Here is a 15,761-nt window from a genome sequence, read left to right as displayed (position 1 = left end):
TACACAGGAGGAATAATCAATGACAGTACAGGAAAAGATAATGGATGCGATCAGTACGAAGGTATCCCCGGCTCTTCAGAGCCACGGCGGGGACGTCTCTTTCATCAGTTTTGACGAAGACAGCGGCACCCTTTATGTAGATCTCGTAGGCTCATGCGGGACGTGCCCCTATGCGCAGGAGACCCTTCGCATGACAGTAGAAGCTGCAATAAAGCAGGTCGTGCCCGAAGTAAAATCTGTTGTAAGAGCATAGCGCGGACAGGAATGACAGATAAAACAGAGACCGAGATCAAAATGACGGAAAACGGCCTGACTCCGCTTACCTCCCGCGACGAGTCCATTGTGAAGTTGCTGGCGGGGCACGAAGAGATACTTCGTATGGTGGAACAGGCTTTTCCTGTCAAGATCTTTGCAAGGGGAGCAAGCCTTTTGATAAAGGGAGAGGACGAAGACCTCATCAGAAGGCTTGAAAGCCTGCTTACCCAGTTTGCTGAACTGGCATTGAACGGCCAAAAGCTTTCCTCAGCTGAGATAAGGTATGGGTTGAATCAGATATCCGCTGGGGAAAGCGTAAATTTAAAATCCCTTTACGATGAAGTTGTCTGCGTCAGCAACAGGGGGAAACCTATACGTCCCTATACGAACGGACAGAAGGAATACACCCGCGCGATAAGGGAGAACGATGTGACCTTTGCCATCGGACCTGCGGGGACAGGCAAGACATACCTGGCAGTAGCACAGGCCGTCGCCTTCCTTAAGTCAGCAAGAGTAAGCCGGATCGTACTCGTAAGGCCCGTTGTCGAGGCAGGCGAGCGCCTCGGTTACCTTCCTGGAGACTTGATGGACAAGGTTGAGCCGTACCTCAGGCCGCTTTACGACGCATTTTACGATCTTCTTCCTACTGAGAAGTTCAACAGATATTTTGAGAAGGGCATCATTGAACTTGCACCGCTTGCTTATATGAGAGGAAGGACCCTGAACGACTGCTTTATCATCCTGGACGAGGCGCAGAACACTACCCCTGAGCAAATGAAAATGTTCCTCACCAGGCTTGGTTTCGGATCCAAAGCTGTCGTCACCGGAGACATAACCCAGGTCGACCTTCCGTCAAACAAGGAATCCGGATTGAAGACGGTGCAATATATCCTCAACGACATCCCCGGCATCGCTTTCGTCAGATTGAGCAACCGTGACGTTGTGCGGCATGAGATAGTTCAGCGGATAGTGAGGGCTTACGAAGACCATGAACAACGGAGAAAGACGCCAGACAACAATTAAAAAATTAACATCTCAGCTTAAGACCGATCTTGAACTCAGAGCATCAGACAGGCAGCATGTGGTTTTCAGAGTAATACTGCTTGCTGTTGCTTTTTTTCTTATTACAGGCAACTGGCTTGCCATTGACAGGCATGAAAATTACCGCATAGGATATCCTTCCGCAAAAACCTACTTTGCACTGACATCATCAAGATACGAAGACAGGGCGGCCACACTCGAGCTTCGTCAAAGAGCTGCGTCAAGGATCATTGACGTAATGGTCCGTGATGAAAAAATAGCGGCCGAGGTCTCCGCTAAGATCGGATACCTTAAGTCGGGGGATCTTTCACGTGTCCTCGAAAACCCCCTGCTGGAACTTTTTTCCGGTCTGCCCAAACTGACACAGACAAATATCGTGAATACAGCAGTAGCGATCGCGGAAAAGATCATGAACAAGGCCGAGAACAGGGATGAACAGACGGCGCTTCTCTGGAAAGAACTGTCCGGGTACAGGCTTTCCCAGTCCGATAAAAACGTAGCCTTCCAGATACTTGACAAGATACTCAACCCTTCGCTGAACAGCGACTCGGAGATGGCATCAAGACTTAGGGAGGATGTGGCGGTACAGATCCCTCCGGTCGTCAGGGAAATACGTCCCGGAGAGGTACTTGTGCAGAAGGGACAAGTCGTCACTCCCTCGCTTGCCAAACTTCTTGAGTCCCAGGGATATCCGGATTCAAGGTTTCCTTACAAACATTTGGTCTTCATACTTGCCGCCATCATAATATGGAGTTTCTGGCCCGTGTGGATAGAGCGCGGTCTCAAAGAAAAATTTTCACTCCGTCAGTGGGTGTATATTGCAGTAATTCTATCCCTGGGATGGGCGCTGGAACTCATGTTCGCCAGGATCGGCGGGTACTCGATGGCGGTCCTTGGCATGACAGGCTGGCTCTGCCTTACTCTTCCGGTATCGCTCTCCTATCACGTTGTGCTCGGCGGAGGTATAATCAGCGTGATGATCGCGTTTGGGACAAACCCAGGGATATTTGCGCTCGGCTGCATTCTGGCCGCTTTTTCAGCTGCAATAGGAAGGGTCCTCTTCATTGACCCTCCGAACCACAGGGTAACTATTTGGAGAAACCTCTTTTTCTTAGGACTTTGTCTTGGGGCAGTTTCAGTTGCTGTGCACTGGGGGCTGGGATTATTTTATAATTATCAGCTGCCGATATTTTCGATCGCTTTCAGCCTTTTCTGGAGCACTCTGGTCATTGCGCTCCTTCCGATTTGGGAAAACCTTTTCGATGTTATTTCGCCGCTGCGCCTGCTTGAGCTCAGCCATCCCTCCCAGCCGCTCCTTAAGAGGCTCCAGATCGAGGCTCCGGGCACCTATCACCATACTCTGATGGTAGGCACACTGGCGGAAGCCGCTGCGGACAAGCTTATGATGAACGGCCTTCTGGTCAAGGCCGGAGCATACTATCACGACATAGGCAAACTTAAAAACCCAAAATATTTCGTTGAAAACCAGGTAAGCGGGGAAAATATACATGATGATCTCTCTCCTACGCTCTCCGGACTTGTTCTTATATCCCATGTACGGGACGGTCTGGAGATAGCGGACGAGACTAAACTGCCGAAGACCCTCAGAAGGTTCATAGCTGAGCATCACGGCACGACGGTGCAGAAATATTTTTATGAAAAGGCCCGTGCGATCGATGAAAACACCACGGAGGAACAGTTCAGGTACCCTGGTCCCAGCCCGCAGTCCAGGGAGACAGCCCTTGTCATGCTTGCGGACTCTGTCGAGGCCGCAGTCAAAGCGAAGAACAAGTCGTTTGATAACATCCGTGACCTCAGGCTCCTCGTGCAGAACGTCATAAGACAGAAGGCGGAAGCAGGGCAGCTTAAGGACGTTGACTTTACAATGCGTGAGATGGCAGTGATCGAGTCGTCCTTTATTGAGATACTGAGATCCACATACCACTCCCGCGAAGTAAAGGAGATATCCGAGTCTATCCGTGCTGCCGCCGAAAAGAAGGGACAGTCGAAGCAGAATGATCGTTGATATAATAGCAGAGGGAAAAGAGCTTCTCTGCGGAACTACCCCTAGAGAGGCGGATGTTTTCCTGAGAAGGACAGAGAGTCTTTATGCGTGGCTGCTGGAAAAGGAGGAAGCTTTGCCGGCCGGCTGTGGGCGCGCAGAGGTATCTTTATCCATAGTCGCGCCCGAGAGGATCAGTGACCTTAATCTGAGATACAGGGAATCAGACAAACCGACCGATGTGCTCTCCTTCCCGCTCTGGGAAGAGGATTTCATATTTGTTCCGCCCGAGGGCTGGGAAAGCATACCGCTTGGAGACATAGTTATATGTCCGGACAAAATAATGGAAAACGCATCCGAAAACAGCAGGAGCTTCATGAAAGAACTGGTACTCGTACTCTCTCATGGTCTCCTGCACCTGATAGGATATGACCATTGCGACGAAGATTCCGAGAGAACTATGTGGGCGTTACAGGATAGAATGGTCGATAAGTTTTTCGCCGGAGAGGATGACGGAAATGGCAGATAATGAAAGTATCAATTTTGATGCTGAAGCCCTTCTGCGCAAGGCAAAGAAGGCTGTGGAAAGCGCCTATGCGCCATACTCCGATTTTCCCGTTGGTGCGGCCATCCTTTTCGAAGATGGAAGAGTTGTCTCAGGCTGCAACGTTGAAAACGGAAGCTACGGCCTTTCCATATGCGCAGAAAGAAATGCGATGACCACGGCAGTAAGCGAAGGCCGCCTCAAGCCGACAGCTATAGCCGTTGTCGGAACAGAAGGCACATTATGTCCTCCGTGCGGAGCCTGCAGACAGTTTCTGTCGGAATTCAACGGAGAAATGCACGTTGTTCTCGAAGATAGAGGAAAGACTGTTATTTACAAACTTAGCGACTTGCTTCCGCTGCAGTTCAGACTGACCGGGAAAGGAGAGACTGAAGATGGCAGATAAAAAAAGCGAAGATCTGGAATACAGGTGCGGGTTCGTTGCTCTTCTGGGCAGGCCGAATGTAGGCAAGTCCTCATTGATCAACACCCTCCTCAAGGAAAAGGTGGCTGCTGTCTCATCCAAGCCTCAGACGACCCGGAACGCCATACGCTGCATACTGACCACAGAAAAGGAACAGATAATATTTGTGGACACGCCCGGTATACACAAACCGAAGAACGTGCTCGGCGACTATATGGTGAACGAAGCCGGAAAAGCGCTTGCCCAGGTGGACCTGATATGTTTTGTGGTCGAGGCTGGGGACAGCCGTATAGGGAAGGAGGAAGAGCTGATAATAGAGATACTTTCAAAGTGCGGTCTTCCTATAGTGCTTGCGGTCAATAAGGTCGACAAGCTGTCTGATCCCGGGTTTTTCTGGAAAACGGTCGAAATGTATGAGACGCGGATAATGCCGGCTGCTGTTGTCCCGATCTCAGCCAAAAAAGGGACGAACATGGATGTTTTTATCGATACACTGAGCGGGATGCTTCCAGTACAGCCCCCTATATATCCTGCAGACATGCTCATGGATACGACAGAACGCTTCCTTGCCGCCGAGGTGATAAGAGAAAAGATCCTTACATTCACGGATCAGGAGGTGCCGCACGGAACGGCGGTAGTCGTTGAAGAGTTTAAGAGTCCCGAGGAGTACCCCGAACTAAAGACATGCGAGATAAGGGCTACTATAGTAGTTGACCGCGAGGGCCAGAAGGCGATAATTATCGGCAGGGGCGGCGCAAAGCTCAAAACGATAGGCATGGCAGCAAGGAAGGACCTCGAAGAGAAGTTTGGTTACCCCATTTATCTCCAGCTTTGGGTCAAGGTAAAACCGGGGTGGAGAAAATCACAGGAAGAACTCAGGCGACTGGGGTATAGTTTTTGATATCATCATTTGAAAAGGACAAGCTTCCACAGGGGTACTATTCACAAACAGGGACCGTCTTGCAGAGAAGGGATTCCTCAGGAGAGGGGCAGTCCCTTCTGTTGTTTTTAAGGGACATGGGGCCGGTCTGGGTAAGCGCCCCTGCCTCAAAGACTAAGTGCAGGTTCGGAGGCGCCACGGAACCGCTTGTGTGGGCAGAGTTCAGCCTATATCAGAGTCCGTCCAGGCTATACCTTCAGGGGGCTGAGATCAGGGAGGACTTCATATCACTCAGGTCTTCGGCGGAGAAACTCAAGACGGCGCTGAGGCTGTACAAGAGACTGACAAGTGTGCTGCTTACAAGTCATGAAAGCAACAATATCCTTACCCTTTTGTGGTCTGCAATGATATTACTAAAAGAAAACTGCCCGGCAGATATTGTTGAGTACAGATTTACTTGGAGGCTTCTGAAAGAGACCGGCCTTGCACCGTCGCTCCAATACTGCGTCAAGTGCGGTGCCAAACTTGAAAGCGGAGCAATATGGACAAGGGACGGCCTTATATGTTCCTCATGTTCTGCTTCCGGCAGAGAGGATATCGGCAGGGAAGAACTATCCTGTCTGAGGTTTGCTGCAATGCTGAGCCATGACAAATTCATCGGTTGGTCAAAAGGCAGAGAAAAATCGTCATTATTTATCGGTCAATTAAAAAAACTGGTTACTTTTTTCACTGATATGGATTAAAATTCATCGAATATAGTTTTTGTAATATCTGAAGGAGGCAGCAGATAGTGAATTTTCAGGAAATTGTAATGCGCCTTGAAAGTTTTTGGGCATCACAGGGATGTGTCGTCCAACAGCCTTACGACATAGAAGTCGGGGCCGGAACGATGAACCCAGCCACAACTCTGAGGGTCCTTGGCCCCGAACCGTGGCGCGTGGCCTATGTGGAACCATCCAGGAGACCGACTGACGGCAGGTACGGTGAGAACCCGAACAGACTTCAGCACTATTACCAGTATCAGGTAATAATCCAGCCCGCTCCCGACAATATTCAGGAGATGTATCTCGAAAGCCTCAAGGTGCTTGGGATAGACCCTGCTGAGCATGACATACGATTCGTCGAGGACGACTGGGAAAATCCGACCACCGGAGCCTGGGGCCTCGGGTGGGAGGTGTGGCTTGATGGGATGGAAGTGACTCAGTTCACTTACTTCCAGCAGATGGGCTCACTTGACATGGATGTCGTGCCTGCGGAGCTGACGTACGGAATTGAACGGATCGCAATGTTCGTCCAGAAGGTGGACAACGTCTATGACCTCGAATGGGTCGGCAATGTCAGATACGGAGACGTTCACCACAAGGGTGAAGTTGAGCATTCAACATACAACTTCGAAGTCGCGAGCACGGATATGCTGTTCCAGCTCTTCAACATGTACGAAGCTGAGTCCAGGAAGATCCTTGAAAGAGGACTTGTCCTTCCTGCTTATGATTATGTGCTCAAATGCTCTCATTCCTTTAACCTGCTTGACGCGAGGAACGCCATAAGCGTAACGGAGCGCACCGGCTATATTGGAAGGGTCAGGGCGCTTGCCAGTGCATGCTGCCAGGCGTATCTCGAACAGAGGGAAAAGATGGGACACCCTCTGATGGGAAAGTTTGACAAATTTGAAAAAGCTGAAGGAGGCGCAAGATAATGTCCGCAAAAGACCTTCTTTTTGAAATAGGCACGGAGGAGATCCCTGCCAGATTTATGCCCAAAGCACTGGCTGATATCCGCCAATATGCGGAAGAAGAGCTTGCCTCCGCACATATAGAACATTCCGGTATAAAGACCGAATGCACCCCGCGCAGGATCGTACTCACAGTTGAAAAACTTTCCGCTGCCCAGAGCGACAGTGTCGAGGTCTCAAAAGGCCCTCTCAAAACTCAGGCATTTGACAGCGACGGAAAGCCTACCAGGGCGGCTGAGGGATTTGCCCGCAGCAGGGGTGTGGAGACAGCGGACCTTAAAGTGAAAGAGATAAACGGCGCGGAGTATGTCGTTGCGGAAAAGAGGGAAAAAGGTCAGGCAACGGAGCTTGTCCTTCCTCAGATACTGGACAGGATCATCAGGCGCCTCTCGTTCCAGAAGAGTATGTACTGGGCCGATCCTTCAGTCCGTTTCGCCCGTCCGGTCAGATGGCTGGTGGCCCTTTACGGCGAATCAGCCATTAAAGTTGAATTCGGAAAAGTTGAAAGCGGGAACCGGTCGAGAGGGCACAGGTTCATGGGATCCGATTCGGTGACGATCAAAGATCCGTCAGAATACAAAAGATATATGAAGGAAAATTTTGTCATTACCGACCCCGAAGAGAGAAAAGAAATGATCCTCGCGGGCATAGCCTATGTTGAAAAAGAACTTGGCGCGAGGGTAGAGATAGACCCCGAGCTTCTTGAAGAGAACGTTCACCTCAACGAATATCCTGTAGTGTTCTACGGAAGCTTTGACAAGGCATTCCTTGAAATACCGGAAGAGGTACTCGTACTTTCGATGGCAAAAAATCAGAGGTACTTCCCCGTAAGGGATAAAGAGGGCAGGCTGATGGCCAACTTTGCAGGGGTAAGCAACAACATCGCAAAAGATATGAGCGTCGTAAGGGAGGGAAACGAGAGAGTCCTCAGGGCAAGACTCTATGATGCCGCCTTCTTCTGGAAAGAGGATCTTCAGAAGTCCCTCCACGACCTTGCAGCAGAGCTGAAGTCAGTAACTTATCAGGAACAGCTGGGTTCTGTCTACGACAAGGTCCAGAGGACAAAAAAACTTGCGCTTTGGCTCACGGAGGAACTTTTCTTCAGGGAGAGCATACCTGTTGTTGAAAGGGCTGCCGAGATCGCAAAGGCGGACCTTGTTACAAGCATGGTCTATGAATTTGCGGATGTCCAGGGAGTAATGGGACGCGAGTATGCGAGAAAAGCAGGAGAACCGGAGGCCGTCGCTTTGGCGCTTTATGAGCAGTATCTGCCGAGATTCGCAGGGGACAGCATACCCTCAGCTCCGGCAGGAGCACTCATAGGTATCGCAGACCGTGCGGACACCCTCGCTGCTATCTATAAAATCGGACTCGAACCGACATCATCTCAGGACCCTTACGGACTGAGAAGAGCCGCGAGGTGCATCAACGAAATAATATGGGGATTCCCGCTTGATATAGACATATACCTCCTGCTGGAAAAGGCAGCTTCACCATTTGGTATGGAGAGGGAGACTCTTGACAGGATCAAAACCTTTGTGCGCCAGCGCCTCCAGGTCCAGCTCAGGGAAAAGGGATTCAGGCATGAGGTCGTCGAACTTGTCCTACAGACAGTTTCAAACCGTCCCCTTCAGGCTTACAGAATGGCTGAGACGCTGCAGAAAAGGAGCGATGAGGTCTGGTTCGCTGACCTTATCACAGCTGCTGTCAGGGTCAAAAATATTCTGAACAAAGCCGGAAGCATATCCGAAGAGGTGGACCCCTTAATGCTGGCTGAAAGAGCCGAAAAGGAACTTTTTGAAAAACTTCTCATGCTTGAGGGAGATGCAAAAAGTGCAGTTGATCGCTGTGACTGGGAAAAACTGGCATCAGTGCTTGCGGAGCTTGCGCCCGTTATTGCCGGTTTTTTCAATGACGTCCTTGTTATGGACGAAGACCTTTCTGTGAGGAACAACAGGCTTGCCCTTCTTGGCAAGTGCAGTGATTTCTTCTTGCTGGTCGGCGATTTCAGTCTTTTAAAATAATTTAAACGATATTAATATAGGGGACATGCCCGTCATACTTAAACTTGGGAGGTCACATGATGCTCGAAGCTAAAAAGTATATCTATGATTTCAGTGAAGGTGACGCAGGGATGAAGATCCTGCTTGGCGGCAAGGGTGCGAACCTTGCCCAGATGTGGAAGATCGGGCTTCCGGTGCCTCCGGGTTTCATAATTACGACTGAAGCATGCCATGAGTATTGGAAGGAACAGGACTTCATCCTGAACATATGGGATGATGTGAAGGCTGCCATTGCCAGGGTCGAAGCTCTTGCCGGAAAGACATTTGGCGGAGAAAACGATCCCCTGCTTGTCTCAGTTCGTTCGGGAGCACCGGTATCTATGCCCGGCATGATGGACACTATCCTCAATCTAGGCCTCAACGACAGAACAGTCACAGCTCTTGCTGAAGCAGCCGGGGATGAGCGTTTCGCTTATGACAGCTATCGCCGTTTTATCCAGATGTTCTCTGACGTTGTAATGGAGGTCGATCACGCAAGTTTTGAGAAAAAACTTCACGAAAAAAAGGCCCAAAACGGCGTCAAAGATGACAACCAGCTCTCGGCGGACGCGCTGAAGGAGCTTGTCGGGGAATACAAGACGATAGTGAAGGAAGCGGGGAAAGACTTCCCTGCCGATCCCTGGCAGCAGCTAAGGCTTGCGATCGACGCCGTATTCAGGAGCTGGAACACACCCAGGGCGGTGACATACAGAAAGATCAACAACATACCGGAGTCATACGGTACAGCTGTGAGCGTTGTGACAATGGTCTTCGGGAACCTCGGGAACGACTGCGGTACAGGAGTCTGCTTCACGAGGAGCCCTTCGACCGGCGAAAACAGGCTTTTTGGCGAATACCTGATCAACGCACAGGGGGAAGACGTCGTTGCAGGGATCAGGACGCCTGTTGAGATCTCGCAGCTTGCAACGGCAATGCCCGATGTCTACATAGAATTCTGCAGGATCGCCAAACTTCTTGAGGAACATTACAAAGACGCACAGGACATAGAGTTTACCGTAGAGCGAGGCAAACTCTACATACTGCAGACAAGAAACGGGAAAAGAACAGCTGCGGCAGCGGTCAAAGTAGCGATGGACATGTACAGGGAAGGCCTGATAGATGAAAGGACCGCTGTAGAAAGGGTCGCTCCCGATCAGGTCGAACAGCTTCTCCATCCGCAGATAGACCCGAAGGCAAAGGTGGTCCCGCTCGTTAAGGGTCTTCCTGCCTCGCCCGGAGCGGCGGCCGGTTTTGTTGTCTTTGACGCAGACGAGGCCGCGGAACGCGGGGAGAAGGGCGAGAAGGTCATCCTTGTCCGCCCGGAAACCACACCGGACGACATCCATGGTCTCTTTGCCTCCCAGGGCGTAGTCACGGCGCATGGCGGTATGACAAGTCACGCGGCAGTTGTGGCAAGGGGGCTTGGAAAACCATGTGTATCGGGCGCCGAGAGTATTAAAATCAACTTCACCGCAGAGACCTTTACTGTCGGTAAGACAACGGTCAAGAAGAATGATTTTATAACGATAGACGGCACCAAAGGAGAAGTCATACTTGGAAAAGTTGAACTCATGGAACCTCAGTTCGACGATGATTTCCGCGAATTGCTGAAGATGGCGGACAGGATCTCAACGCTTGATGTCTGGGCAAACGCAGATACTCCGGAGGATGCAAGAAGAGCGAGAAGTTTCGGGGCAAAAGGCATAGGACTCTGCCGCACCGAGCATATGTTCATGGCGCAGGACAGGCTCCCCGTCATGCAGGACATGGTAGTTGCATCGACCCTTGAAGACAGACTCGAATACCTTAAAAAACTTGAAAAGATGCAGGAAGAGGACTTCTACGGCATTTTCGATGCAATGGACGGTCTGCCTGTAACGGTCAGGCTCCTTGATCCTCCGCTTCACGAATTCCTTCCGAAGCTTCCTGACCTTAAGAAGGAACTGAAGGACCTTCCCGAGGGAAGCCCCGAAGCAGAGGCTGTAAAGATCACAATAGCGCGGGTACACGAGCTTCACGAATCTAACCCGATGCTCGGTTTCAGGGGATGCCGCCTCGGGATCATATACCCGGAGATTTATGAAATGCAGGTAAGGGCCATATTCACAGCCGCCTGCAGGCTTGTAAAAGAGGGCAAAGATCCGGTACCCGACATCATGATCCCACTCGTAGCAACAAAAGAGGAAATGAGGATACTCAGGGAAATGGTAGACAGTATCGCTCCCGTAATAATGAAGGAACATGGCTGTAAGGTGGAATACATGGTAGGTACTATGATAGAGCTTCCCAGGGCGGCAATGGTCGCTGACCAGCTTGCTCAGCATGCGCAGTTCTTCAGCTTCGGGACGAACGACCTCACGCAAACGACCTTCGGCTATTCAAGGGATGATGCGGAAGGAAAGTTCCTGGGGCAGTATGTATTTGCAGGAATACTGCCTCAAAATCCATTCGCAGTCCTCGATCGTGACGGAGTCGGCGGATTGATGGAGATCGGCGTTGCCGGAGGCCGTAAAGTCAACCCGTCAATACAACTGGGTATATGCGGTGAACATGGCGGCAACCCTTCCAGCGTGTCCTTCTGCCATAAACTCGGCCTGAACTACGTAAGCTGTTCGCCCTTCAGGGTCCCCGTCTCGAGGCTTGCGGCCGCGCATTCCGCACTTGGAATACTCAAATAGTAGGGACTGAGAAAGTGCCGGCAAGCAGTTGGCAAGCGATAGGCAAACATTGGCAAGCAATTGTAAAAAAGTTAATGCTAAGAACTAAAATCACCGTCATTCTCGTATGGACCTTAGTGGGAATCCAGACGATAAAAGGCTTAGGCCTCTGGGTTTGACAATTGCTTGCCTACCGCTCGCCTATAGCTTGCCAGTTTTAACAACTGCACCATTGTTTCACGCCGATGTTTTTTCGGCAGCTTCACGCGGCATCTTTTTGTCGCATATTAACGCCGATTTTTTCGGCAGCTAGCCCCTATTTGGGAGATGGTCATTTTGAACACCCGCCTTCGTTGGGAAGAGATCGAAAAACAAATACTCTCTCCGCATGCAGCTCTGTCTTCGCAGAGCAGAGGCAGACAAACAGAGGAAGCCCCGTGCTCTGTAAGAACATGCTTTCAGAGGGACAGGGACAGGATAATCCACAGCAAATCATTCAGAAGGCTAAAATACAAGACACAGGTCCTTCTGCTCCCTGAGGGAGACCATTACAGGACAAGGCTTACCCATACGCTTGAAGTATCCCAGATAGCAAGGACTATATCGAGAGCCCTTTTGCTCAACGAAGACCTTACAGAAGCTATAGCTCTCGGTCATGATCTCGGTCATACCCCGTTCGGCCACATGGGCGAAAAAGTGCTTGATTCACTGGCAAAGGAGCATGGGCTTGGCGGGTTCCACCATGCTGCACAGAGTCTCAGGGTGGTAGATCATCTGGAAAAGGACGGAAAGGGGTTAAATCTCACATGGGAAGTCAGGATGGGGATTATACAGCACTCCAAGGGGCAGGTCGATGTACGCTCAGGCTTCGGCCTTGCCGAACCCTCGACGCTCGAAGCATGGGTAGTTAGGATATCCGACTCTGTGGCGTACCTAAACCATGACCTTGACGATGCACTGAGGGCAGGGATCGTATCAGATCCCGACATCCCGGAGAGTGTTATCAAAAAAATGGGAGCTTCCCATGCGCAGAGGATCAACTCCCTGATAATGGACATTATTGAAAACAGCGAAGAGAGCAGGCCGACATTCAGTCCTTCCATGCTTGCCTCTATAGAGACACTGAGGGGATTCCTTTATGGGAGTGTCTACCGGCACGCAAACGCTCAGATCGAAGACTCAAGAGTGGAGCATGTTCTGGCCGCGCTGTTCCGATACCGCGTAGAAAAATGCAAAGAAGACCCTCAGGGAGCAGTAGATTTTATTTCAGGCATGACAGACAGGTTTGCACTTCAGCTCTTTCAGGATGTTTATGTTCCATCACCCTGGCCAAAGGGAAGGACACATCAGTCGGACTGAGGACGATCTATTCGATGATCTTATACCTCTTGAGGAGTTCCTGGTACTTGGCTTCCATCTGTGCTGCCTCGCTCGGGTCCTTTTTATAGGGATCCGAATTTTTTTCCGGAGCCTTTGCGTGCTCTGTATCCTTTGTCTTCTTAGTGGCAACGGGCGTATCAGCAATCGGCCCCGGAACTTCTGAGGCCGGCGTTTCCTGAGGCAGACCTTTCATCGCGAATTTGTAATGCGTCATTTCATCATCAACAGGAGCGAGGATAAGCTGCGGGGCATTTTCATCGGATCTTGCCGCAGAGAGGCTGCCTCCGTGCCACGGACAGTGTGATGTGGGCGCGTGCCCTGCGGGAAGCAGTATGTTTGTCGCAGGACAGCCGCCCGAAGCCAGGAATCCGGTCTTCTTGCAGACGGTCACAGACTCGACGCCCGCGTCAGGCGGCAGGATGAAAGTCTGGGGGAGTTTAAGTTTTTTTACCGCAAAGGAGACAAAATCCTTCCAGACAGGCACGGCAGCTACTGTGCCGGTCGTCCTGCCTCCGAGCGGCGTATGGTCGTCGTTCCCCACGTAAACCACAACGACGAGCCCGGGTATGCCGCCTGCAAACCATGCATCGGTCCAGTCATTCGTCGTTCCGGTTTTGCCAAATGTCTGATATCCCTCCACCTTTGCCTTTGCCCCGGTTCCCCAGAGGGCCACCTGCTCAAGCATCGACCTTGTGGCGACTGCAGTTGTCACTGAAATGGCGTTTGCAAGCTTGGGGCCGTTCTGTTCGATCGACTCACCGTTTTTTCCCCTGACCTCTTTGATCCCGTATGGTTCTATTTTGTAACCGTTGTTTGCGAACGTTGAGTAGGCAACAGACATTTCAAGAGGAGTCACGCTTGCCGTACCCAGAGCGAGAGAAAGGTCTTCCGGAAGGTGGGGAGTACTTATTCCGATCCTTCTGGCCATGTCTACCACCCTGCTTACGCCGTCTATCTGTGCAAGCCTCACAGCCACTGTGTTTATTGATCTTGCCAGAGCATCCATAAGGGTCACTTCTCCGTCATACTTGTCTCCGTAGTTTCCGGGTTCCCATCCGTTGGGGAAGAGAAGCGGTGCGTCCAGGAGATGGTCTACCGCCCTGTAACCGTTTTCCAGCGCGGTCGCGTATACTATAGGCTTAAAAGCTGAACCGGGCTGACGGAATGCCTGGGTAGCCCTGTTGAATTTGCTTGCGTCAAAGTCCCTGCCGCCGACCAGGGCCAGGATCTCACCTGTGTTTGGGTCTATCGCTACGAGGGCTCCCTCGTGCTTCATCTTTGAAACAAGCTCTTCAGCCTTCTTTTGGAGGTCCAGGTCTATGGTGGTGTAAACGCGAAGTCCGCCTCTGTAAACCTGTTCCGTACCATAATTCGGGAGCAGTTTGTTGAAAAGGATGTAGGAAACGAAGTGAGGTGAGTCTTTGAGGAAGAGGCTGCTTTTGTTTGCTTCTCTTTTAACCAGTTTTGGCTGTTCCTTAATGCCCGCGTCATAGTCTGATTTCGATATCCAGTCGAGGTCGAGCATCCTCTTGAGTACATATTCTCTTCTTCCGGCGGACATCTCTGAATTTCTGAAAGGGCTGTATGTTTCAGGTGCGGCTACAAGGCCCGCAAGCACAGCGGACTCGGTTATCGTAAGCTGGGAGGGTGATTTGCCGAAATAATTTTTAGATGCTGAGTCTATACCGTAAGCGCCGTGACCCATGTAGATGGTATTCAGATACATTTCAAGAAGCTGATCCTTGGTATATATCCTTTCAAGCCGAAGTGCGAGGATGGCCTCTTTTGCCTTCCTCACGATGGTCTTCTCCTTAGTCAGGAAAAGATTTCTAGCCAGCTGCTGTGTTATCGTGCTTCCGCCCTGCCTTGCACCGCGATGGAAAATATCTACTATTCCTGCCCTGAATATCGAAACAGGTCTTATTCCCGAATGGTCATAAAATCTGTCATCTTCAGCAGCAAGGATTGCTTTTACCATCCAAGGCGAGACAACATCAAGCTTGACCCAGTTCCGGTTCTCCTGGAAAAGTCTAGTGATGACCTTCTCGTTCCTGTCGTATACTATTGTTGCCAGGCTGGGTTCGTGCCCGAGTATCTCTTCGGTGGAGGGAAGCGACTGAGATATGTCCCTGATAAACAGGGCAAGAAAAACGGCCAGCAGAGCCGCGACCATCGCCGCGATAAGGGCTATGTGTGAAAATATACTGTTTAAAAAAAACTTTTTTTTCTTTCCCTGTTTCTTTTTCTTGTCGAGAGAAAAATTTTTGTCATTGAACTGCATCAAAGGCATAATAATTATGGCCTCCAGTCATAAATTGGATCCGGCAGGTTTCAGCGGATCACTGATCTTGGTCAGAGTAAGCTACCATTTATATGTGAATTATAACACGGTAAAATTTGCAAATCTGACGGCAAGAATGACAGTATCTGTCACAGATGGGGATCTGAACGGGACAAAAAAACTGAAAATATCAGCCATTTGAACAAGTTTGGAGGTTCTTTTTACTTTTAGGCCGGCTTTTCCCAAAAAAAAATCAAAAACAGGCTTGCATTTTCCTCAAAAGCGTAGTATATTACCACCTGTCGCCGTTGCGAACAGATGTTATTTCCGGCACACGGCGATACTGAACCTTGCCAATAGAATACAGTACGTAAGGAAATAAGCGAACGAGATCAGGAATCAAACGGAGAGTTTGATCCTGGCTCAGGACGAACGCTGGCGGCGTGCTTAACACATGCAAGTCGAACGGGAGTATTGAAGAAGCTTGCTTTAGAGATACTTTAGTGGCGGACGGGTGAGTAAC

12 protein-coding genes and 1 rRNA gene are annotated in these 15,761 nt (G+C 50.5%); 12 read left to right on the top strand and 1 reads right to left on the bottom strand.

What is annotated here, in order from left to right; genetic code table 11:
- Positions 1–19: 19 nt before the first annotated feature.
- The 11 genes from OLM33_09050 to OLM33_09000 all read left to right on the top strand — a co-directional run bounded on the left by OLM33_09050 (position 20) and on the right by OLM33_09000 (position 12,936).
- Positions 20–253, top strand: a complete 234-nt coding sequence (locus OLM33_09050; GenBank protein ID MCW1713802.1) for a NifU family protein — start codon at positions 20–22, stop codon at positions 251–253.
- An 11-nt stretch (positions 254–264) separates the two neighbouring features.
- Positions 265–1,278 (top strand): PhoH family protein, encoded by a 1,014-nt coding sequence (locus tag OLM33_09045; protein ID MCW1713801.1) that lies wholly within the window; start codon positions 265–267, stop codon positions 1,276–1,278.
- Positions 1,244–3,322: an HDIG domain-containing protein gene (locus tag OLM33_09040; protein MCW1713800.1), complete on the top strand. Its 2,079-nt coding sequence runs from the start codon at positions 1,244–1,246 to the stop codon at positions 3,320–3,322. Before OLM33_09045 ends, OLM33_09040 begins: the two co-directional genes overlap by 35 nt.
- The gene (gene ybeY, locus OLM33_09035) at positions 3,312–3,827 is read left to right on the top strand and encodes an rRNA maturation RNase YbeY (protein MCW1713799.1); all 516 of its coding nucleotides are present in this window, start codon (positions 3,312–3,314) and stop codon (positions 3,825–3,827) included. The genes OLM33_09040 and ybeY overlap by 11 nt, the downstream gene beginning before the upstream one ends.
- Positions 3,817–4,248: a cytidine deaminase gene (locus tag OLM33_09030; protein MCW1713798.1), complete on the top strand. Its 432-nt coding sequence runs from the start codon at positions 3,817–3,819 to the stop codon at positions 4,246–4,248. Before ybeY ends, OLM33_09030 begins: the two co-directional genes overlap by 11 nt.
- Entirely contained in the window at positions 4,238–5,167 is a 930-nt protein-coding gene (era, locus tag OLM33_09025) for a GTPase Era (GenBank protein MCW1713797.1), read from the top strand. Before OLM33_09030 ends, era begins: the two co-directional genes overlap by 11 nt.
- The gene (gene recO, locus OLM33_09020) at positions 5,164–5,889 is read left to right on the top strand and encodes a DNA repair protein RecO (protein MCW1713796.1); all 726 of its coding nucleotides are present in this window, start codon (positions 5,164–5,166) and stop codon (positions 5,887–5,889) included. The genes era and recO overlap by 4 nt, the downstream gene beginning before the upstream one ends.
- A gap of 47 nt (positions 5,890–5,936) precedes the next feature.
- On the top strand, positions 5,937–6,842 hold the full coding sequence (gene glyQ / locus OLM33_09015) for a glycine--tRNA ligase subunit alpha (GenBank protein ID MCW1713795.1): 906 nt from the start codon (positions 5,937–5,939) through the stop codon (positions 6,840–6,842).
- Positions 6,842–8,902 carry a glycine--tRNA ligase subunit beta gene (gene glyS, locus OLM33_09010; GenBank protein MCW1713794.1) on the top strand — a complete coding sequence of 687 codons (2,061 nt, stop codon included), beginning with the start codon at positions 6,842–6,844 and terminating at the stop codon, positions 8,900–8,902. Before glyQ ends, glyS begins: the two co-directional genes overlap by 1 nt.
- Positions 8,903–8,961: 59 nt before the next feature.
- A complete protein-coding gene (gene ppdK, locus OLM33_09005; protein MCW1713793.1) occupies positions 8,962–11,598 on the top strand; it encodes a pyruvate, phosphate dikinase in 2,637 nt (878 codons plus the stop codon).
- Positions 11,599–11,913: 315 nt separating this feature from the next.
- Positions 11,914–12,936 carry a deoxyguanosinetriphosphate triphosphohydrolase gene (locus OLM33_09000; protein ID MCW1713792.1) on the top strand — a complete coding sequence of 341 codons (1,023 nt, stop codon included), beginning with the start codon at positions 11,914–11,916 and terminating at the stop codon, positions 12,934–12,936.
- Between the two features lie 7 nt (positions 12,937–12,943).
- Here OLM33_09000 and OLM33_08995 read toward each other — a convergent pair whose 3' ends face one another.
- Positions 12,944–15,247 carry a PBP1A family penicillin-binding protein gene (locus tag OLM33_08995; protein MCW1713791.1) on the bottom strand — a complete coding sequence of 768 codons (2,304 nt, stop codon included), beginning with the start codon at positions 15,245–15,247 and terminating at the stop codon, positions 12,944–12,946.
- Positions 15,248–15,638: 391 nt separating this feature from the next.
- Between OLM33_08995 and OLM33_08990 the strand changes: the two genes are divergently transcribed.
- Positions 15,639–15,761, top strand: a 16S ribosomal RNA gene (locus tag OLM33_08990); the annotation flags it as partial.

The sequence above is a fragment of the Synergistaceae bacterium DZ-S4 genome (assembly GCA_025943965.1).
Lineage (GTDB): Bacteria > Synergistota > Synergistia > Synergistales > Synergistaceae > Caenicola > Caenicola nitritireducens.
Note: the sequence above shows the minus strand (reverse complement) of the source record. Positions and strands in the feature narration are given on the sequence as shown.

Excerpts from the sequence above, each read along its gene's own strand:
- ybeY (MCW1713799.1), top strand. The coding sequence starts at position 3,312 with ATGATCGTTGATATAATAGCAGAGGGAAAAGAGCTTCTCTGCGGAACT.
- era (MCW1713797.1), top strand. The coding sequence starts at position 4,238 with ATGGCAGATAAAAAAAGCGAAGATCTGGAATACAGGTGCGGGTTCGTT.
- OLM33_08995 (MCW1713791.1), bottom strand. The coding sequence starts at position 15,247 with ATGCCTTTGATGCAGTTCAATGACAAAAATTTTTCTCTCGACAAGAAA.
- OLM33_09045 (MCW1713801.1), top strand. The coding sequence starts at position 265 with ATGACAGATAAAACAGAGACCGAGATCAAAATGACGGAAAACGGCCTG.
- glyS (MCW1713794.1), top strand. The coding sequence starts at position 6,842 with ATGTCCGCAAAAGACCTTCTTTTTGAAATAGGCACGGAGGAGATCCCT.
- OLM33_09030 (MCW1713798.1), top strand. The coding sequence starts at position 3,817 with ATGGCAGATAATGAAAGTATCAATTTTGATGCTGAAGCCCTTCTGCGC.
- OLM33_09050 (MCW1713802.1), top strand. The coding sequence starts at position 20 with ATGACAGTACAGGAAAAGATAATGGATGCGATCAGTACGAAGGTATCC.
- OLM33_09040 (MCW1713800.1), top strand. The coding sequence starts at position 1,244 with ATGAACAACGGAGAAAGACGCCAGACAACAATTAAAAAATTAACATCT.
- ppdK (MCW1713793.1), top strand. The coding sequence starts at position 8,962 with ATGCTCGAAGCTAAAAAGTATATCTATGATTTCAGTGAAGGTGACGCA.